The following is a 22,289-nucleotide window of genomic DNA, read 5'->3' on the forward strand; positions in this document are numbered from 1 at the left end:
ATCTATGATAAAGAGTCATAACTCAAATACAATGATGTAATTTACTACATACAAAATTGATAAAGTAGTTCTAGGATATAATTCCTAGTTAATTAAATAGGTTATTAATTAGGATATATTTGTAGCTACTTAAAATAATTTAACTTGTTAACCCTGTTTGTTCTAGACTACTATCAAATAAAATTTATATAAGCTAATAGCAGAAAGTAAAGTAATAATGTTCATTATTACTTTACTTTTGATAAATACACTATATCTAGCTTGCTATAGGATTTGAATACAGCAAAATTTTTTCTAAACCCTATACATAATTTACTTGTAGTTTTTACCAATTTACTATTAGTAAATTCTGCAATTTATGAAGTCTTTTAGTAGATAAATATATCTGAATTATTATTAATTTTTCAGGGAATTCAGATATATTTAAACCAGAATATAATCAATTATAATTATTGCTATATAATCATAGTTGTGGAATTCATTTCAGTGGAATTATTCCTAGCTGTAATTTTCCATAATTACCTAAAACTATTTGCTGCTCGTTACTGTGATTCACTGTGCCCAAGTTATTGTTAATATATCTTTGCTTTTCACACAAATCATGAATCAATTAATAATGTTAAAGACTTCAATGATTCACCCTATATATTTTTATTAAGTTTTTACTCATACCATTGTCTGAAAGAAAAATTAGAAAATCTCTTGTAATTTGCTTATCTGGCAAGATGTTTAATTTCAGTTAATCCTAAATTAAGTTTATTTTAATTGAAAATAATATTTGTTATAAATTAAATAAGCTGAGGTTATCTTCCATGATAAAATTGTGTTACTCTGAAACAGAAATTTTTGTTAATAAATGATAATAAATATTTTTCCTGAAGTTTAAATATATCCTTATTCAATCTGGATGTTGCTTATATTATCGACTCTTACTTAAAGTGTTATTCCGATATTTATTATTGTTATAATTAGTTTATCCTCTTTCTGTAACTAAAAAGTCTAGTTTTAATTATAAATTCCTCTAATGTATAGATATTACAATATTCTGGGGGTATTGCTACGTAAAAAGTTCTAGTCTTCATATTTAATTAAGGCATATATTACCTATTTATTTAAAATATCTTCTATATAAATAAGCTTTTTAAATAAGTTTTTATAAAAAAGCAAATCCAAACTGGAAAATAGTTAATTGACTAACAAAAGTATATAAATAGTTAAGCTTGAAAATTATTTATATTTCTATACCAGGTAATTTATTGAGAAAGCAAATAATATTATTACTTTTACTACCTTATTCTCTCATAGACACAAAAAATGAGAGAATGAATTTACCATGTGCTTCCTTTAGAAATTATCTCCATCAGGTAATAAGATCAAGACAATATGGCAATTGCAATTGATTTTGGTACAAGTAATACAGTTGTTGCGCGTTGGAACCCAATTAACCAGCGAGCAGAAACTATCAGTATTGATGGCTTATCTATCCGACAAATTCCTAATCCACCAATAATACCGAGTTTGGTATATGTTGAGGATGCATCTGAGGATAAAGTATTAGTAGGACAACAAGTACGTGATCAAGGTTTGGATATAAGCGGGGAATCCCGGTTTTTTCGTAATTTTAAGCGCGGTATTGGTACAAATATCCAAGGGTTTTTGCCAAAGTTAGACGGAAGAACTATTACCTTTGAACAGGTGGGACAATGGTTTATTTCCCAGGTATGTGAACAATTAGCACCTCTAGAAGGATGTTTGGATTCATTAGTATTAACGGTACCTGTGGATAGTTTTGAAGCCTATCGCCACTGGTTGGGTAAAGTGTGTCTGGAATTACCAGTGGAACAAATAAGGATGTTAGATGAGCCCACTGCTGCTGCTTTGGGATACGGTTTAGAAAACCAAGAAATTTTCTTGGTGGTCGATTTTGGTGGGGGGACTTTAGATTTATCTTTAGTGAGGTCATCACACAATTCCCTTGTAAATCAGGAGCCTTTAGGTTTTTTATTAAAGTGGGGTAATAAATCCTTAGTAGATAACTCCAAGCAAAATACAAAAATTGCTCATGTATTAGGTAAGGTAGGTCAAAACTTGGGGGGAGTAGATATTGATAATTGGCTAGTAGATTACTTTGCTAAAACCCAAGGGTTAATGATTAATGCTTTAACAACAAAATTATCAGAAAAGGTTAAAGTCCAGCTGTCTAAACAGCAACAAGTTAGTGAATTATACTTTGATGATGAGAATTTGGAGACTTATGAATTAAAACTGGATCGGGATACTTTAGAAAATATCCTCAAAGTAAACTTCTTTTTTGTCCGCTTAGATAATTCGATGGCTCAACTGTTACAACAAGCAAGAAGACAAGGAATAGACGAGGATGATATTAACGGGGTTTTGTTAGTAGGAGGAACTTCCCAAATACCAGCAGTGCAGACATGGTTAAAGCAGTATTTTAATGAAGATAAAATCCATTATGAGTATCCCTTTGAAGCAATAGCTCAAGGAGCTTTACAAGTAACACAAGGTCTTGTAGTCAAGGATTTCCTTTACCATAGCTATGGTATTCGCTATTGGGATCATCGGCAAAGTCAACATAGCTGGCATACTCTTATTAAAGAAGGACAATCCTACCCCATGACTGAATCAGTAGAATTACTATTAGGGGCTTCTTCAGAAAACCAACACAGTATTGAATTAATAATAGGGGAATTGGGAACAAAAACAGGCAGTAATACAGAAGTTTATCTTGATGGTGATCGTTTATTCACTCGGCATTTGGATAATAGTCAGGCTGTTGCCAAAACTTTAAATGACAGAGATGGTTCAAAAATTATTGTCCATTTAACACCACCAGGATTTCCAGGAATTGATCGGATTAAAGTTATGTTTATAGTTGATAAACAAAGGTTCTTAAGAATTACAGTAGAAGACCTATTAACCAGCCAAATTCTCTTGGAGAATTATTTAGTAGCTAAGTTAAGTTAAAGCTCAGAATTTTTATAGTTGGAGTAAATTTGTATATGACACAACTTTTATTATAAATTGTCATATATCTCGGATGACTAACTAGTTAAGACAAAGGCATTACAAATGTATCATTACTCTCAATATTTATTATTGAAATTTAGCCTAATACAAGGTTTAAATGAGCTTTAGAAAGTCGTACGAGGCAGAATAGACCAACATATAGAGTTCCTGAGTAAGTAGTAGTTTGAAGTTCTTAGTAAATTACATAACTTAATGCATACCCAACACATAAATTATGTTTAACTTAACTTTTTTACTCTACAAACCAGACAATTCAATATCAACTATTTACTCTAATAATTTATGAATAATTTTTATTAGCTAATTATCATTTTAGGTGCCAAGCAACTATTAGTTCCCCAATAATAATTGCATATTATTCTGATAATTAATAGTAACCTTGGTCAATTAATCTGGCTTGTTTATGTATATATAGCTACTAATGGTTTTTGATAATATCTTATATTATTATGAATCAATTGATTTGTAAAAAGCCCAAGTCTCCTCATCTATATTAGAACAATATTCAAATTTACAACACACATCTTGAAAATTTGAATATTGATTAATTGAGTTAAAGTCCCAAGTCAAATTTCTTAGTCAAAGGCACAAACAAATAGCATCTGAGATGATAAATTTCTGAATCTAGCTTAATCTATACTAATTGGTTATAAGCTATTTAATCTTTGAATATTAAATTTTTCTTAAATATCCCAAATATTTTATTATTTTTAATATTTGGGTTTTAAAATATAAAATTCGGTCTAAATTTCAATAAAGGAGCCTAATTTATCCCTGATGTCTTTAGCTTTCTACCAATTTATTGTAATGTTCATTAGTTTAATTTTCTTGTCTGTATAAACAGTTTATACTGGCTCCATTCTTCAGTGCTATTTTCATACTTATGAAAAAAATAGAAAAAGGCATATAAGTTGTTTGTAAAAACTTTATTTATGGAGTCATAAACTTTTAGATACAAGGATGATGATATTAGAAAATTTTGGGTAATACAGAAACATACCAGGTTAATTTACTTGATACTTTCAACAGACTTGGGATTATAAGTTACCAACAAAAATATTTTTTACCCCTATGATATTATCAAATATTTTCTTAGAGTTCTGAGTAAAATGAAATACTAATGTTGTCAGTATAATAAGCTTTCACATGTCTTAGAATATCATATATAAGAAAAATTAATTAATGAAAAATGTCCAATTTAATTATGTTTTGGCATAGGCGAGATTTACGGATTACTGATAATACTGGGCTGTTAAATGCAAGAGAATTAAGTCCTCAAGTAGTAGGTTTATTTTGCTTTGACCCTCATATTATCAAAGGAAATGATATTGCTCCTGTAAGAATGAAATATATGGTGGGCTGTTTACAAGCATTACAAAAAGATTACCAAAAAGCAGGCAGCCAGTTACTAATTCTCCAGGGAAACCCAGTGAAAGTTATTCCCAAATTGGCTATTGCTTTGAATGCTAAAGCTGTATTCTGGAATTGGGATGTGGAACCCTATGCCCAGAAACGTGATTATATGACTATGGAAGTTCTACGAAATCAGGGTATTCAGGTACTTGAACAGAATTGGGACCATTTGTTAAGTTCACCACATGATATTTTTACAGGTACTAAGCGGCCATACACAGTTTACAGTCCTTTTTGGAAGAATTGGAATAGCAAAACCAAAGCAGAACCTGTATATAGGCTAGATAATATTATTGGTCTAGATGACGCACAAAAAGAAATTGCTGCTAACAATGGAGTTATTGCACTGCCTAGTTCTAGAGATTTAGGATTTGTATGGGAAAGTCAATTAATTCTAGAACCAGGCGAAACAGCAGCTAAAGAGAAGTTAGAAAAATTCTGTAAAAAAACTATTAATGAATACCAAGAACAACGTAATTTACCTAGTATAGAAGGAACCTCACAACTCAGTGCAGCATTAAAATTTGGGGTTATTAGCATTCGCACTGTGTGGCAAGCCACACTGAAAGCCCTAGAAAATAGCTGTAGTGATGAAACTAAGGTAAGTATTCATGCATATCAACAAGAATTAGCTTGGCGAGAATTTTATCAACATGTTATGTATCATTTCCCAGAGTTAGCAGAAAGTGCTTACCGGAAAGCCTTCAAAAATTTTCCTTGGGAAAACAACACTGAATACTTTCAAGCTTGGTGTAAGGGTAAAACTGGTTATCCAATAATTGATGCAGCCATGCGTCAGTTAAATCAAACAGGATGGATGCATAACCGTTGTCGAATGATTGTTGCTAGTTTCTTGACTAAAGATCTGATTATTGACTCCCAGTGGGGAGAGAAATATTTTATGCAGAACCTGATAGATGGTGATTTATCCTCAAATAATGGAGGTTGGCAATGGAGTACTTCTAGTGGTATGGATCCCAAACCACTGCGAATCTTTAATCCAATTAGTCAGACCCAAAAATTTGATCGTGAAGGGGAATATATCAGAAAATGGATTCCTGAATTGCAATCTCTAGATCCTGAGTATCTGGTTACTGGTAAAATATCTCCCCTAGAACGCCATGCAATTAATTACCCCGAACCAATTGTGGATCACAATCATCAACAGAAAAGATTTAAGGAACTTTATAAACAAGCAACTGACTGCAAATAAAGCATCTGAAACTTGTCATGATAGCTCATGAAATTGGCTCTAAACTAATTCAATAATTACTAGAAACTTAAAATTTATTGAATAGTTTGGTTTACTAATAAGTTACTTGTACTCGAAAAAAAAAGCAAAAAGTAAGATATTGTAAACTACCTATAATTTTTGATGTATAAGGCTTAAACCTCTAAAATTGGGCTAAATACCGATTATCAAAAACTCATAAAAAAATTATAGATGTTTTTAAGGCACTTGCTTTATGAGAGAGTATGAACAACACGAGCAGTTTTTAAGTTTTATTGTGGGAATTATATCCCACAATAAAACACTCCATCAATAGGCATAGTTACATTTAAGTTGAGTAAAGATAAAGATGTTCATCTCTGAGCTGATAAGTCTGAAATCGCCTGGGAAGCATATACTTTTGCAGAATTATCTGCATATCCAAATTTGCAAGAGGCAATACGTGAAAGATAGGAATTTACATATCCCTACACATTAATTAAACTTAAATATTGCTGATTTATAACCGAGAATTGGTTGCAGTAAATTTGGGATGAACTTGAATAATTTCATAATTATTTATGTTAATGCTTTAACCAAAATAATGAAGATATAGTTGCATAGCTATAACACAATACGATTTTTCCAATATGGCTATGCTACGATTACCTACTTGAGTCTAAAGTTAAGTTCCAAGAATATTAGCTGACCATTTTTGCAGATAGATACCAAAAATCTAACTCAAAGTTGAATTTGCCATTCATTTATGAGTTGATAGAGTTGCTAAACTTCTACGCTCATTGCAAAATTCAAACTAACAAGGGTAAGATTTCTCAGAATAACTGGAAATAAAACCTGAAAACTATTTGACAGAATAAAGATTATATTTTGGTACTTGTCACAAGAAAAACCAGTAGCTGTTCCCATTCAATAGATATGTTTTATACTGCTAATTTGTTAATGTTATATAGTCAACTCTACCTTACTAACTATTTATTTAAACCCTAAGTTTCACATATCAATTACTTCTGCATTGATACGTGAAACTATATTTTTTCCTCAAGATGTTCTAAGAGGAGAACATCTTGACTGTCAATTAGCGTGCATCCATTTTATCTGGGTTTGATCAGCCATAGAGCAGTCTCTCATATGCATTTGAGTACAGATGAGAGACTGCTCTGTACTTGTGTCACACTGATATTATTAATGAATAGCTAAAAGTTAATGACAATAACATTAATATGAGTAAAGTGAACTTTGCTCATACTAATACAACAATATACTAAATAAAAATTAAAATACTAAATTCCTGCTTATACTTGTATCAATAAATTCCTGTTCCCCTTTCCTAATAACTGAAACTGTAACTTCGCGAGGTGAAGAAATCCATTTCCCTTGCCTGGATAGAATCTTCACTACGACTTTTCCTCTTTATTGAAATGCCTGATAGTTAGTAATTGCATAAATACCTTATCGATAGGCAAAAGAAACACCATCCTATTCATATAGGATAAATTTTCCTATCCCAGGGGTAACTAAGAATCTTATTTTACCCACTGAGAAATTGCCCACATATTGCATCAATGGATCCTTAAAGAATACATATAGGCATTCTTTATAGAGGGGTATCCGCTAAAATTTACCTTCCTTCTATGTAGCTTTCCCCTGTCCAGCAATTATTATACTAAGTACCTACTGGGAGATAAACTGAGCGATATCCTACCCCAGGACGATAAATTGATGCAGCCATTTAGAGATGAGCCCAAAATAATTTGATCATATAATTCGTGAGTTTAAGAACCTCTGAATTAATTGTATAGTATGGGCTTTAAGGTGAGGTGGGGTCATCTGTGTTTACTAGTAACCAAAATAAATTATAGAGATAGAACAGTATACTGATGACAAATTCTTTCCACCTCAATCCCAAAAAACTATGGTTAATGGGGTTTGTTATGAATCATCTGTTACTGATACTAACTCAATGTCTACAGTGGAGGCATATCTCCTAAGCCTGTGAGTTGGGTATAAGTACAAGTAATATATGCAAGTTCTTCACCATAGATAATATAGTAATCTAACTCACTACTGTAGGTATTCATTTGCAAGACATCTGTAATTAACTTCAGGTGAGATGAATTTTAGAAAAGGAATTGCCTGATACATCTCATCTGTTAATACGGTAGTAGCAATCTGTTGTCTAATGGGTATAGCATTTTCCCCTATCATTTGGACTTCCTAACCTTCCTTAAAAACCCTAGAACTTTTCCCTTAGTTGAATTTTCTTCTAAGTAGTAGTTTGTTCTACTCGTCAGCCAATATCCATACCTGTATCTGCAGTAAAGATATGGCCAAACTTGTCAAAATATATCTTGCAGGGATGCGTTTGTAATCGCACTCCTACCCTTGCAGTAGTTATAGTTACAGGTTTTTCTATTACTTCCACCTCAAAGGGTGCGACTTTCCATTGTTTATCATCTAAAGTTATAGCTCAGGAACGGTATAGAGTAGAATACATAACCACTGGGGGAAAACGCATACGTACAAATTGTCAGTTAATTATATTTATATGCAATATACCATCACCACATCTAAAATCTATACTTTACCTTCCTTCACAAATTTGATTTACTGATAAAATAGTATGTTATCTAGTTTCATATTTTTTCATTTGATATATAAATTCTGGTATATTTTAATTATGCGTAAGCAATAAAAGTACTTTAGCAAATATAAAGAAATTAAAGAATAAAAAATAGTTAAAATTACTTTTTCAATTCTTACTTATAATAATTTCAATAACTCAAATTTTAACTAATATGATTTGTGCTTAGTTAACTATGGGAGATGATTAACTTTTATGATTTATAAAATATATTGTAAACTTCTATAAACACTACCATAGCCTCAATTTTATTATGCTCTCATCAATAATATCATGATACTGAGGAAGTAATTAACTGTAAAATTAAGTATTTTGCTATGTCTTATTACCATGATTATGGCAAACTAATAATGTCAATATATTTCTATACAGAATTACTACCCTGGCATTTTAGCTCTAAATCAATACCAATTTAAAAGCTCATATAATTTTATTTATAACCACAAGTCTACTTAGTTTGAGGTCTGAGATATTGCTGATTTACTTACTTAGTGCCAAAAAAATAGGCTGGTTTAATAGAAGTATTTAGTAAATCATTGATAAGTAACCAATTCTCTATTTTATCCTTTTGCTTTTAGACTAATTGATTACCTTTATACTTGTTGTATATAGTAATGTGATATGCCTGAATTGCAAGAAATCCTATATCCATCGAATTTTTATATTATTGGGTATAGTTGCTGATATATATCCAGAATTGTGATTTTTCTTGACATTTATACTTTCTGATATTTTTTTTCTAAAATGTACTGAATTTCAGACGTTTCTTAGGTGTACCTTAATTTATTACTGAATTATTTTTTTCTTATAATTGTTTGGTCATTTAATAAGAAATTCAACTCCATCAATAATAAGCATCCCAAACTCATAAAAATACTTGGTAAATTGTCCTATATTATTTAATATTTTCTACATTACTATGATATTCTCATCTGAAATGGATTCTGCAATCCTATGTAACTTATATATCTAAGTACTCTTCCGAACATGAAACCTATTGTTCATCACAAATGTATGAGTATAACTCTTAATAAAATACTTTGAGTTTTGATATAAGTTACACAACAAAACCTAATAATTGCTTACACTTACCCTATATTTCATTGTATGACACTTATCTTTTACATGGTTTACTATTCAAGGTTTTATGCATGATGATTGCATACTTTTAGTCTCAAGTCTATTTATTTAGGTCAATCATAATATTTAATTATAAATCACAAATAGAATTTTGGATTACTTAAGACATAAACTAAAAATAGCAGTATCATTAGGTGATAAATACTTTATATAAAGATCCAACCAGGGTTAATTATTAAGTATCAAACAGCCTAATTAATCATATATTTTAATCAAAAGACTAAAATCAGATTTTGCCTGTGTTTTCATATTCAATGAACTTTAACAGCAATCTTCCCTCTTTTAACTCCAAAGAACCTCAACGTGCCCCCATTGGAATTTTTGATAGTGGAATAGGCGGTTTAACCGTACTTAGACAGTTGTACCAACAACTTCCTCAAGAATCTATCATCTACTTTGGGGATACTGCAAGACTCCCCTATGGTATTCGTTCCCAGTCAGAAATTTTACAGTTTGTGCGGGAAATTTTGGACTGGATGCAATTACAAGGGGTAAAAATGGTACTTATGGCCTGTAATACGAGTTCTGCTCTGGCTTTAGAAGCCGTGCGTGCAGAATTTGACTTTCCTATTCTTGGCTTGATTTTACCAGGGGCAAAGGCCGCAGTACAAGTGGGGAAAAAAATAGGGGTTATTGCCACCCCTGCAACTGCTAAAAGCAATGCTTACAAACGATTAATTTTAGAAATTACAGAGGACTTAGAAGTTTGGCAAGTTAGTTGTCCGGAGTTTGTACCTTTAATTGAACAAAATCGGATTTATGACCCCTATACAACAGAGGTGGCAAGCTCCTATTTAAAGCCACTAATAGAAAAAGAGATTGACACCTTAATATATGGCTGTACTCATTATCCCCATCTCTCACCTGTGTTGCGAGCACTACTGCCTGAAAATGTTCAACTGATTGATCCAGCTGTTCATCTTGTTGCTACTTGTTCCCAAAAATTAGACATAAGCAACTTAAAAAATAATAATTATTCAGCCTTACCGACACGTTTTGCTGTTAGTGGCTGTTCCCAAGCATTTGCACGTTCTGCCCTCCGATGGTTAGGATACACTCCTATGGTAGAGACTGTGAGTCTTCAACATTATGCAGTTATTCAGACTATAAAGGATTAGGGATACAGAATATTAGTATAAAAGCCCTGTAAATATGTTGAAATATATTGTTAGTTAGTAATGTATCTTATTTAAGAAGTTAACATAATCATTCTGTACCTAAAATACCCTCTATTTTTTCCTCTTGATCTCATTAGTGGCCTTTCTCCAACACAAACCAGGTAGTTCTTTTTGCAAGAACTGACAGTCCGTACATATATAATGCATAGACTGTAAGTTTTCTGCAGCTAGTTACTGCCATCCAATCTATCCGCATATCCCATCGTCCATCCTTCAACTATTAAGAATCGACTCTGGACTACTAATAACTTCACCCACTTGACGGGCTACAGAAACATCTGATTGAGATTTACTTTTACCCATCTGATACATGAAGTCCTCGTTTCTTTTACAACTACGCTTAGCGATCGCTAATAAAATGTAAACAGCAAATAAATATCCCGCAGCTAAAATAAATATCAACATAGGCACCTTTCCACTAACTATTTTTCTCCCAGTAATTATCTCAAAAGAAGATCTCACCAATAGGTATAACGTGGCTATCAAAACTTACACTTGATAGTTTGTTCTTATACAATCAATTATTCTTGCCAGAATTGTGACTGCCCTTCGCCCAATGTTAACTAGCCTTTTGAACTTTGTATGTATCCCTTTTACCATAGATAATACAGGCGTCCCAGGCATGGCAAAGAAATACGGCATAATCCCTAGGTAGTTTACAACTCCTAGCCTAGAGGTTCACACCTCCAGCTTTGACATTGGAAATCATCCCTAGTCGAGCTGAAAATTATTCATTTAGACTTAGACTTCCGACATAGCAAAAATGCTTACTGACCTTAGACTTCTTTAGAGTGAATTCAATAAAATATCAAAATCTCTTAACTATTAGGTTAACACAAATATGCCTAATTTATAAGACATATTTTTGCCAAATTTACAATTCAGTCATAGTTATGTATCGGTTATATATTGGAAGCATTGTGCTTAGTATAAATCCGATAAGTCATACAGAATTTTTAGAAATCCGAGATAAAATTCATAGTGTCTACTTTAAATAGTAGTATGGCAAGTCTCATCTGTCTTTAGATTTATAGTAAAACCATTATTGATTTCTTTAATATTCTCCTATTCTAATTATTTGTTGTTAAGTCTAAAATATTTATGATTTTGGATTTTAAGAATGGCAAGCCTTTTCATATCGCTAAGATACTATAATCTTAGTATTTCTTAGCTAACTCAAGAAGTATAGTATTTTAATACTTATTTAAGTATGAGATATATTAGCCATACTAAATAATGACTGCAGTTTAAATATTATCAATTATATTTCTTATTGTTGTGTATTAATAATTGCAGAAACTTACTACAATGGATTTTGTAGCATTTTTTCATATTTGAAACAAGTATTATCTTACTTGTACTTAATACTTTTAGATACCTGCATATATATATTTACTGTTGTATAAGAGTAATTAAACACTATTTTATTATTCTTATCTAATATTCTGGATAGTATTTGATTTAGTATAAGATTCATGAATATACTTTTTGATGATTGCATACTCTTCTAAAAACATCTGAAAGTATAGAGAAATAGCAAACAGTAAAACGCATAGTTCTGAGTACCTAGTTTGAAGATTATTAATTCTATGTATTACAACTTATGTATTATACCTGTAGAAAATATCAACATAAAGTACAAAAGCACGAGGAAACTCAATGAGGTATTTTACTTTTCAAAGTATCAGTTAATATAAATTAACATTGACAATAAGTACTATTTATATACTTAAACAATTTTCATTATAGATCAATCTAAAGGTAAAGTTAGAGAGTAAGACTGGACCTACCAAATAATTACATGTGATTCACACTGTTATATTATAAGTGGAATAGAAGGAATCGAGGGAATCATAGATGAAAACTTCTCACTAGCACTAGGTTATTTTAAAATGATCATAGGATATGTAAACTTCCGTAACCTAAGCCAGAGTCGGCCAATCTATGTTCCCAGCCACATCTCTATTTGCCCCTGTCGAAGCAGACCTAAAGATACTAGCAGATAATCTAAAGCAGTTAGTAGGAAATCGTCATCCTATCCTTTATGCTGCAGCCGAACACCTGTTTGGAGCTGGTGGTAAACGTATTCGACCTGCAATTGTACTACTTGTATCACGGGCAACAATGCAAGAACAAGACATTAACCCATGTCATCGACGGTTAGCTGAAATTACAGAAATGATTCATACAGCAAGCTTAGTACATGATGATGTTGTAGATGAATCAGAGATAAGGCGTAGTGTAGCCACAGTACATAACATCTTTGGTAACCGTATAGCAGTATTGGCAGGAGACTTTCTATTTGCTCAATCTTCATGGTATCTAGCAAATTTAAATAATTTAGAAGTGGTAAAATTATTATCAGAAGTTATTATGGACCTGGCAGTTGGGGAAATTCAGCAGGGGCTAAATCGCTTAGATACAAGTACATCTTTGGAGATTTACTTGCAGAAAAGCTATTATAAGACCGCTTCACTAATAGCCAATAGTTCTAAAGCTGCAGGACTATTAAGCAACGTAACTACAGAAACAGCTGAATATATATACAGTTATGGTCGTCATTTAGGCTTGGCATTCCAAATTGTAGATGATATTTTAGATTTTACGAGCTCCAGTAGTGCATTGGGGAAGCCTGTTGGATCTGATTTGAAGAGTGGAAATCTAACAGCACCAGTTTTGTTTGCCTTAGAAGAGAAGCCATATTTGGAAGTACTAATTGAAAGAGAGTTTGCTCAAGAAGGAGATTTAGAGCAAGCAATAGCTCTAATTAAAAATAGCCAAGGTATTCAGAAATCGAGGGAATTAGCTATTAAATATTCAAAAATAGCTGTGGATAATATAGAAGAGCTTACACCCTCTCAATCACGCCAAACTCTGATTAATTTAGCTAATTATGTGTCTAGCAGGCTTGAATAGCATATCAGAATAATGAATAAACTAGCCCGATCTTGATGAAAGTTCAAAATGAATCATAAGAGTTATAAGTTGAGTTGAATAAACAAATTCTGTTTGAGCTCTTCGCTTTGATGGATATAACTTTTAGGGGGATAAATAACCCTGTTATATAAGGTAAAAAATAGGGGAGGGAGTAATTTCAGACAAAGCCGGTTTTCTAGCCATCTATCATAGCTAGAAAACATTTCAAGGATACAAACAAGTTGTATATATGAGATTTACTTACTCCTAACTCCCAATTTTTGCCGAATAAAAAACTGGGGATATTATATTTACCCTTTCTTTTTAGATAAAGTTGTGGTTTCCTTAGAGGTCTATGATTATTTTCTGTCTCCAGAGTTTAGTAGAGATGGGATACCTCAAAGCTGAGAAAAATTCTAGTTATTTTCAATACTTTACTTGAGAGTTAAAACTAGTTATTTTCAATACTTCGCTTGAGGGTTAAAATAATACCAGTACATCAGGCCAATTTCTAAAAATATAAGTTAGCTTAGACAATATCATCGGGTATATTAACAGTTGGAGGTAATTTTTTTAATTGATTCTCAATTTGTTTATGTAATTCTGCTCGTCGTATTTCTACTGATCTTGATTCAGTATATGGTGATTCTATAAACACTATACTGTCTACGGAATTCAAAGCCACCAATTGAAATAAAACATCAACCACGGGCATGGGAATAGCTATAACATGGTCATCCAATCCTACTAAGTAGCTGGGGGAAATGTATTTCAAGTCGCCAAAAGCATAAATAACACGCTTTTGTGCTACTGAATTAGTGTGCTTGCTTAATATAGTTACAACCCAAGACTGCTGTGGGTTTTGGTGAATGTAGTAATGGTGATGGCTTAACTTGTGAGTAATCTTGCTCAATACTGGAGCAATTGCTGCTATCAGTTGTGGGGTCACACCATCTTGGGGTGCATTGTCAATGAGTAATTGAATTTGCGTATCTAGATCCATTGTGATATGTAAACAATTCCTAATGTATTGGCTATAACTATCTTGGGGTGAATTGTCAATGAGTGATTGAATTTACGTATCTAGATCCATCGTGATATGTAAACAATTCCTAATGTATTGGCTATAACTATCTTGGGGTGCATTGTCAATGAGTGATTGAATTTGCATATCTAGATCCATCGTGATCAATCAATAACTCCTAAAGTATTGGCTATAACTATTTTTTGTAGCGGATAAACAATCTCATAAGATTGGGGAGTAATAATCCAAGTTAAATCCTCATCATAGGATTAAGGTGTATTTAGCTTACATGCAAAACCCTTAGCCCACTAACTGTCAACACAGACTTCCATTAAGTTATGTTAGGGTCTTTCGAATAACAAGACTATGAATTTAGCCGCAACCACAACTACTCAGGGAGAAAAATCTATTGGCGTGGAGGCGATATTTGAACTCCTATTACAGGAGCTTAAAACATTAACTGGTGCTTCAGCAAAAAATTGTCACCATGTGGCATGTCGAATTGCTGCAGAAGTGGAGCGTATTTGCTGTGAGAGCAAACGCATACAGGCTTCTGGTGCGATTGCCAGTGCAGCAATGACTCTAGCCAAGCACAGACTACAGCAGTGTATTAAGTACTATCAACTAGGGTCAAACCGAGGCAGAATTGAGTTACATAGCACTCTTAGTGCAATTATTTACCGTTATATTAACTCTCCCCAAAGACAATTGAGCTATCAAGGGCGACTGACTGTAATAGAAGACTTTTTACAAGGTTTCTATTTGGAATCATTAAATGCTTTCCGGCGAGAAAATCAATTACTCCCAACTTATTGTCCTCGAACCTTAATAGAACTAGCAGAGTACATGGCATTTACGGAGCGTTATGGAAAACGACGCATACCCCTACCTGGTCGTCAACAGCAATTAATTATTCTACGGGCACAAACATTTTCTCAGCAGCAACCTCCAGAGACCTGTGTGGATATGGAAAAAGCTGCTGAAGGTAGTAGTGGTGAATCTGATACTACCTGGGAAGATCCCGCAGTACAGCTATTACGCAATGCTATGGCAACCCAAATAGAGCCAGAACCCCCAGAAGAGAGTTTACGTTCTGTAGTAGTTAAAGAGTTAATGGATTACCTTGATGAAAAGCAACAATCAGATTGTACGGATTATTTTGTCTTACGCCTTCAAGACCTATCCGCACAGGAAATTGAGAATATCCTCGGCTTAAACTCTCGTCAGCGAGATTATTTACAACAACGCTTCAAATATCACTTAATCAGATTTGCCTTATTACACAAGTGGGAGTTAGTTCACGAGTGGTTAGAAGCAGATTTAAAGGCTAATTTAGGTTTGACCCCACAAGAATGGAAAACATATACAGAGAAACTGGACGATAATCAGCGTTCTCTATTAAAATTAAAACAAAAAGGACAAACAGATGAACAAATTGCTAGAAAATTAGGGTTATCCATAGCTCAATTACAAAAATGCTGGTTTAAAATTCTTGAGCAGGCTTGGGAAATTCGTAACTCTCTAATGTCCGGATCACGTACATCTACTCATGAATAGTGACTCAGAATCCTTGAAGTATAAGTTACTTGCCCTGTTGTTAGAATATATTGCTGACATTCCACAGGGTAATGGATTGCCACTCAAGGAAATTACCTGGGTAGACAACATTCTTGAAACCGCCGCCACTTTCATGGTTGGCGATTTTGAGTCTCTAAAAATGCCCGAAACCTTTCAATTAGGAGAAATTCCTACTGTGCAAGAACGTTTCCAAGCCGTCTTGAAACGTCGGCTACAAATCCAAATAGAAAACCACCCACCTGTATTCCCGTGGGAGTCTCAATTACAGGAATATCCAGATTGTTTGGATAATAAACCATCACTAAAATTTATTCCTGATAAGTTAAGTTTGCCTATTTCCATCCCGGAAAATGTATTTCAAGTATTGCTGACATTCTGTCAGCAATACTTGACTTCTTCACTACCTTTAGGATCAAAGTTGGTCAAGGTGGTAGAAAGTATATTTCCTGAAAATTATCAAGAGTTGAACGATATAGCAGGATTGGTACTTAGAAGTACTTCTTCGCGTTCCTCTGATTCCTTGGCAATTATACCTAATATAGATAGTGATTACTCAGAATTGCAAGCATGCCAGCAGATGGCATTGTCTTTGCTAACAGCCAAACAATTACTGGACATTTTTAATGTGAGCATTTCTGCTACAAATCCACTACTAAATAGGCAATTGCTGACTAGTAATGGAGAATTGTACGTAGAAGTTGAATTGAAGTTTACAAATGAATCACCTAAAATACTAGTAAGAACTCAATTACCTAGTGAAGGAAGCATCAAATTACAAGGGGGCAAATTGCATGTAATGGCAAAGTCTGACTATCCGGATTTTCTAAGCGTGGAATTACCCTGCACTGAAAATCAACATTATTATACTTTAACTGTTGAATTAGAAGGAATTGAAGAACAAGCATTGTTGTTTTTAATTGTGCCGACGATTTAATAAACATTAAAGACTACCGGCCACTGGTACCTCAGTAGGTCAAACCCCTATTTTTCCATGAATAAACCCGGGTTTAGAATTTTTTCTAGTTGGTTGGGGTATATATTGAGGAAACAGCTTCAACAAGTTAACTGTACATCAATCATCAATAATTTATATTGTCTTTACAGTCCTAATCATGAGAATATTAGGACTCTTAGGATAAACTAGTCCTGGCATCTGCCTTTAGTTAATAAATATTAGGTATATAAATACTTCAAACTTTTAATAACAGAAGTAGAAAATCTAATTACCTTACTAATTTTGCTTCTAGGAATAATAATTATATTGCGGGCGTTTTGTAGATATTTCTACTGCACAGATGTAATTAGTCATGTAGTTAATACTGTCCATTCTAGATAGTTGCAGTAGTCTTTTATGGTGTCTATTGTAACTGTCCTCAATAATTTATTGACTTTTACACCTGTTTTTCAGTTCCTAATTGCTTTTGATTCATCTGCTTTAAAATCCAAAATTTAGTCTAAACTATGGTTGCGAGATAATTTTTAATATTGCAATGATTAAAAAAAATGAGGAAGTGAAATCTAACAAGAATTATGCTGAGCGAAAAAAGAAAACAGTCATTTTCCCTTTAGTGGGGTATTTCTTACACACTAACAACTTACTGATAACTATGCAGACTTGTGAATATTAAGTGATTTATTATAGTTTTTTGGCTAAGTTTGCCAAGTTTATGATTAAGCATATCATATTTACTACCGACTGTGTGTTACTTTTTAAATTCAAGTTTGAACTAACCCTCAAATTATTCAACCTTAAGTAAATTATTAGACTGATGACTATAATAAATTAGAAATTGTAAATTGCCGCTGCTTTTCTAATAGTAGTAATTTTTGTTTCTCGGTATAAAATGCCTTGTAATAGTATGTTGAATGCTTTGGTTTCATGTTTGCATCTGTTTTTTCCCAAAGATTCAAAAAATAGCGATACCTCTTTTCTGTCAGTACTATTTCCATAGAAGCAATTGCTGCTTGAATTAATTGGGGTATTCGCAACATATCTTTTTCATTCTTCTCGCTCAGGTAAAATAAATGTGAAATCAGGCCAATCTTTTCAGGAAATTCTAGACATTTATCTTGTACTGTCGAGAGTAAATCATAGTTTACACTTTCCGATACTTCTAAAATTTTCTGCCATAAAAAGCGATGATGGGACAAACTAAATTGTAAATTATACTCCTCCAATTTATCAAAAATAAATTCTCTATATTCATAACAGTGCAAATAAATCTGCAGTAATAAACCTTCTGCTGCTTCTAGTAAACTACTTTCTGAAAAATTGGATCTTTGATTTGAAAGAATAGATTGATTTTGACTTGTCAGTAATTGTATTTGTTTATAATTACTAGTGGTTGGAGAAATGTGAGTTAATAGATTTTCAATTCTTAGGGGTATTAGTCTGCTATCTCCTAAGCTGAGGATTTCAGCACAGTAGGTAATGTAGTAGTTACGAGCATCAGTATTTGTTATACTTGTAAGTAGTTTTACTAGTTGCTGTGAAACCTGCTGGAAATCTGTTGCTTGTTTCAAATCCCGGTTATAGATAATTTGTTGAATTTTCCAATCTAACCACAGCGGAGCATTTTCTATTAGTTGTTGATAATCCTTGGAAGTATATACTTGCAAGTATTCATCAGCATCCTTTCCATCAGAGATATTAAGAATTTTCAGTTGTACTTCACCTGTGTATGCGAGTTGGGCAATTTCCCCAATAGCCCTCTCCGTAGCATTAATACCGGCAGAATCAGCATCAAAATTTAAGATAATTTGTTTAGAATCTGTATAGCGTAAAACTAACCGAGCCTGTTCCACACTGAAAGCAGTACCTAAAGAAGCCACTACATTATTTATACCAGAAGCATGAAGAGCAATTGCATCAAAATATCCTTCTACCACAACTGCTTGATCTTTCTGAGAAATACCATGTTTTGCCTTATCCAAAGCAAATAAAGTTTTACCCTTGTTGAAAAGTTCTGTTTCTGGAGAGTTAATATACTTAGGCTGGTTTTCTCCTAAGGCTCTTCCACCGAAACCAATTATCCTCCCCATGACATCATGAATGGGAATCATTAAGCGATCACGAAAAATATCATAATAGCCATCACCGGATTTCTGTGGTTTAATTAAGCCTGCCTGTTCTAACAGTTTCACAGGATAGTGTTTATTCTCTACAAAATGATGGTAGAGAACTCCCCAACCTGCGGGAGCATAACCCAAAGCAAAATTGTGTATAGTAGACTCAGAGAGTTTTCGATAATTTGATAGATAATCCAAGGCATTTTTCCCTTGGGTTTGTTTAAGGGCATACTGATAGAATTTTCCTGTTAAAGCCAATACTTCATAAATTTGTTCCCTGAGAGATAATTTTCTTTGCAGCTCCTGTGTTTGTTCAAAGTCGAGACTCTTAACAGGAATTTGGTAACGCTGTGCTAAGTCAATTATCACTTCAGTAAAGGAAGTTTTTCCTAATTCCATTAAGAACTTAATAGCATTTCCCCCAGCCTGACACCCAAAGCAATAGTACATTTGCTTGGCTTGGTTAATAGTAAAGCTAGGGGTTTTTTCCTTATGGAAAGGACATAAACCAATAAAATCCTTACCACGCTTGCGCAAAACAACGTACTCTGACACAAGCTCATATATGTCAGTTCTTTGTTTAACCTCTTCAATGGTCTCTGGATGCAAGCGTTGAATAAACATATTGCAAATTTTGGATTTTATATTACAAAAATGGATAAACAATAGAAAATCGGCAATTACTAAATATTTATTTTTCCTTTTCTATATTCCGAGAAAGCAATTTTGGTGGTTAGGTTTCTGGCGTATGTTTATATTATTTTATGCTCACTCTAGATTTGTCGCCATAATACTAATAACTATTTGTATTGTTACTGCCATATTTAGGATCCTATATACAATATCTCATGGTTCAAACAAACTGAGCAAAGCCGGAGTTTTATTAAAAATCAGAGGAAATACTTAATATATGGGGCGTATTTTTATTTCAGCAGCTCACGGGGGTCGAGAATGGGGAAGAATAGACCCGGGTTCTATTGCGGGTGGAACTACAGAAGCCAGAGAAATGATATTATTGCGTGATTTGATTGTCACTGAATTAAGAACAAGGAGTTTTGAAGTCCTATCGGTTCCGGATAGTTTGAGTGCAGCAAATACAATTAATTGGATTAACTCCCGTGATGACAGAGGAGATATAGCAGTAGAAATTCACATGGATGCAGCTAGAAGCCCATTTATAAGGGGTGCAAGTGCATTTTATATTGCTAGTAATAACGAGCGCAAAAAACATGCTGATTTATTACTCCTAAAACTATTAAGTCGGGTTACCCAATTACCAAATCTAGGATCAAAACCCGATACAGACGCTGGTTTAGGTAACTTAGCATTTTGTCGTCAAGTAGCAGCTCCTTCTGTGTATTTACAAGTTGGTTTCCTAAGTAGTCCAGATGACCGAGCCTTGCTACAAAACCATCGTCATGATTTTGCTCAGGGCGTTGCTGATGGGCTGGAATCCTGGAGTCAGTTTGTAAGGCCTGATTCTCCTCCTCTAAACCAACCGGAAAAAAATTATCCTATTATCAATATTAAAATCAACGGGCAAAATTATCCAGAGCAAGGAATACTGGTTAATGGTAATTCTTATATTCCTGTAGATTTGGCAGATTGCTTACGTATTGACTTATCTAAGTCTATCAATGTGCGTCGTATAAGTTATCGACAGGTGGTATATATAAAAGCGATCGAATTACGAGAATTTAACGTATTTGTGGGTTGGAATGAAGCAACTCGTACAGCAATCCTACGTTCCAATTTAACTATATGTCCTGGACAAATCGACTTGATTATGTCTCATGGTAATACTACTGAAGTACAGTTACAATTATTTCTGCAAAATAATAATAAAAATGCTCTAACAAAATTTCCAAATTTACCTGAACTATACCGAGAAGAAGGTACTACTGAAGGAGTAAATTATGATATTGCTTTTTGTCAGATGTGTATAGAAACTGGATTTCTTGAATTTAGTAGTGATATTAGACCAGAACAAAACAACTTTGCCGGCCTAGGTACGTTTGGTGGAGGGTTGGAAGTGGCATCTTTCAGTAGTCCAAGACTTGGTGTAAGGGCACATATTCAACATTTAAAAGCTTATGCTAGTTTGGAACCTATTGTTCAGGATATTGTTGATCCGCGTTTTCGCTTTGTCACGCGTGGCGTTGCTCCCCTAATTAATCAATTGTCTGGCAGATGGTCAGCAGATATAGAATATGGGTATAGATTAATAGCCATGCTTAAAAGATTATATGAGCTAGCACAATTGATGTAATAAATCATAACTTTGGATTACTAAAAACTAGGAGAATGAAAATATATATTTTTATACCTATTTCTAATAATGGAATATTATCTTATCTCCTAAAAAATTTAAGACTTTAGGAAGTGTATAGATTAGTGATAATAATGAATAGTATCTTCTGGAGGATATAGAAGATGTTGAATAATTAGGTAAAGTTCCTACCATTATTAACTATTAACTAGGTAGTAAAACATTAAAGTATCTAGGGCATATTATAATTATTGGGAAGAGATAAGCTATATAGTGACTATTAATAATAGTCACTATATAGCTATGAAATAGTATAAATAAACTTGGGATGAATAATGATTTAAAAAATTAATTATCATCAAGTTATTATTAGGATAAATACTAGGAGAATTACAAAAAATACCCTATATTTTGACTAATGCAAATTCTACTTTATTTAATTCCTCTGATACTTATTATGGTAACAAGTTCAACTCTGTTAATAATTCCAGTTTTAAAAACCTCTAATATATGATAATTATAGTATGTATATCGCCTATAATTATTATTCGGTTATATCCCAAGGGCAATATCAGTTAAATTCATATTACCTACCATTTGGAGAAATTGGTTAAAATCTCTGACTAAAATAATTAAGAGATTTTCCAGTTTAATAGATTGATATAAATTGAGCTATCTCTAGTAAAATTGAAAAATAAAACCATAAATAATTGAGAACTATCATAAATACTTATGGTAGTTCTTAGAAAATTTCCCAATAAAACTTTCCATGATTTTTATTA

Annotated in this window: 12 protein-coding genes; 8 read left to right on the forward strand and 4 right to left on the reverse strand. The window is 33.0% G+C overall.

What is annotated here, in order from left to right; translation table 11 throughout:
- Nucleotides 1–1,383 precede the first annotated feature (1,383 nt).
- Nucleotides 1,384–2,985 carry an Hsp70 family protein gene (locus RINTHH_RS04405; protein ID WP_008233364.1) on the forward strand — a complete coding sequence of 534 codons (1,602 nt, stop codon included), beginning with the start codon at nucleotides 1,384–1,386 and terminating at the stop codon, nucleotides 2,983–2,985.
- Nucleotides 2,986–4,237: 1,252 nt separating this feature from the next.
- The gene (locus RINTHH_RS04410; protein ID WP_008233365.1) at nucleotides 4,238–5,674 is read left to right on the forward strand and encodes an FAD-binding domain-containing protein; all 1,437 of its coding nucleotides are present in this window, start codon (nucleotides 4,238–4,240) and stop codon (nucleotides 5,672–5,674) included.
- Between the two features lie 1,290 nt (nucleotides 5,675–6,964).
- Here RINTHH_RS04410 and RINTHH_RS11350 read toward each other — a convergent pair.
- A complete protein-coding gene (locus RINTHH_RS11350) occupies nucleotides 6,965–7,087 on the reverse strand; it encodes a hypothetical protein (RefSeq protein ID WP_269208829.1) in 123 nt (40 codons plus the stop codon).
- Between the two features lie 953 nt (nucleotides 7,088–8,040).
- Between RINTHH_RS11350 and RINTHH_RS10990 the strand changes: the two genes are divergently transcribed.
- Together RINTHH_RS10990 and murI are read left to right on the forward strand one after the other, a co-directional pair.
- Nucleotides 8,041–8,295: a hypothetical protein gene (locus RINTHH_RS10990; RefSeq protein ID WP_196794880.1), complete on the forward strand. Its 255-nt coding sequence runs from the start codon at nucleotides 8,041–8,043 to the stop codon at nucleotides 8,293–8,295.
- Between the two features lie 1,432 nt (nucleotides 8,296–9,727).
- On the forward strand, nucleotides 9,728–10,591 hold the full coding sequence (murI, locus tag RINTHH_RS04415) for a glutamate racemase (protein ID WP_044304621.1): 864 nt from the start codon (nucleotides 9,728–9,730) through the stop codon (nucleotides 10,589–10,591).
- Nucleotides 10,592–10,864: 273 nt separating this feature from the next.
- Here the strand turns inward: murI and RINTHH_RS04420 are convergent, their stop codons facing one another.
- Entirely contained in the window at nucleotides 10,865–11,056 is a 192-nt protein-coding gene (locus tag RINTHH_RS04420; protein ID WP_008233371.1) for a hypothetical protein, read from the reverse strand.
- Between the two features lie 1,539 nt (nucleotides 11,057–12,595).
- Here RINTHH_RS04420 and sds point away from each other — a divergent pair.
- Nucleotides 12,596–13,567 (forward strand): solanesyl diphosphate synthase, encoded by a 972-nt coding sequence (gene sds, locus RINTHH_RS04425; RefSeq protein WP_008233376.1) that lies wholly within the window; start codon nucleotides 12,596–12,598, stop codon nucleotides 13,565–13,567.
- Between the two features lie 529 nt (nucleotides 13,568–14,096).
- Here the strand turns inward: sds and RINTHH_RS04430 are convergent.
- Nucleotides 14,097–14,570 (reverse strand): hypothetical protein, encoded by a 474-nt coding sequence (locus tag RINTHH_RS04430; protein ID WP_008233383.1) that lies wholly within the window; start codon nucleotides 14,568–14,570, stop codon nucleotides 14,097–14,099.
- A gap of 387 nt (nucleotides 14,571–14,957) precedes the next feature.
- Between RINTHH_RS04430 and hetZ the strand changes: the two genes are divergently transcribed.
- Together hetZ and RINTHH_RS04440 are read left to right on the forward strand one after the other, a co-directional pair.
- Nucleotides 14,958–16,148, forward strand: coding sequence for a heterocyst differentiation protein HetZ (hetZ, locus tag RINTHH_RS04435; protein WP_008233385.1), 1,191 nt, complete (start codon nucleotides 14,958–14,960; stop codon nucleotides 16,146–16,148).
- Entirely contained in the window at nucleotides 16,141–17,103 is a 963-nt protein-coding gene (locus RINTHH_RS04440; RefSeq protein ID WP_044304623.1) for a hypothetical protein, read from the forward strand. Before hetZ ends, RINTHH_RS04440 begins: the two co-directional genes overlap by 8 nt.
- An 839-nt stretch (nucleotides 17,104–17,942) precedes the next feature.
- On the opposite strand, the gene dnaG is transcribed toward RINTHH_RS04440, so the two are convergent.
- Nucleotides 17,943–19,862, reverse strand: a complete 1,920-nt coding sequence (dnaG, locus tag RINTHH_RS04445; protein WP_044304624.1) for a DNA primase — start codon at nucleotides 19,860–19,862, stop codon at nucleotides 17,943–17,945.
- A 286-nt stretch (nucleotides 19,863–20,148) separates the two neighbouring features.
- Here dnaG and tftA point away from each other — a divergent pair, with 286 nt between their 5' ends.
- A complete protein-coding gene (gene tftA, locus RINTHH_RS04450) occupies nucleotides 20,149–21,507 on the forward strand; it encodes a hormogonium tapered terminus morphoprotein TftA (protein WP_008233391.1) in 1,359 nt (452 codons plus the stop codon).
- Nucleotides 21,508–22,289: the final 782 nt, after the last annotated feature.

It is taken from the genome of Richelia intracellularis HH01, assembly GCF_000350105.1.
Lineage (GTDB): Bacteria > Cyanobacteriota > Cyanobacteriia > Cyanobacteriales > Nostocaceae > Richelia > Richelia intracellularis.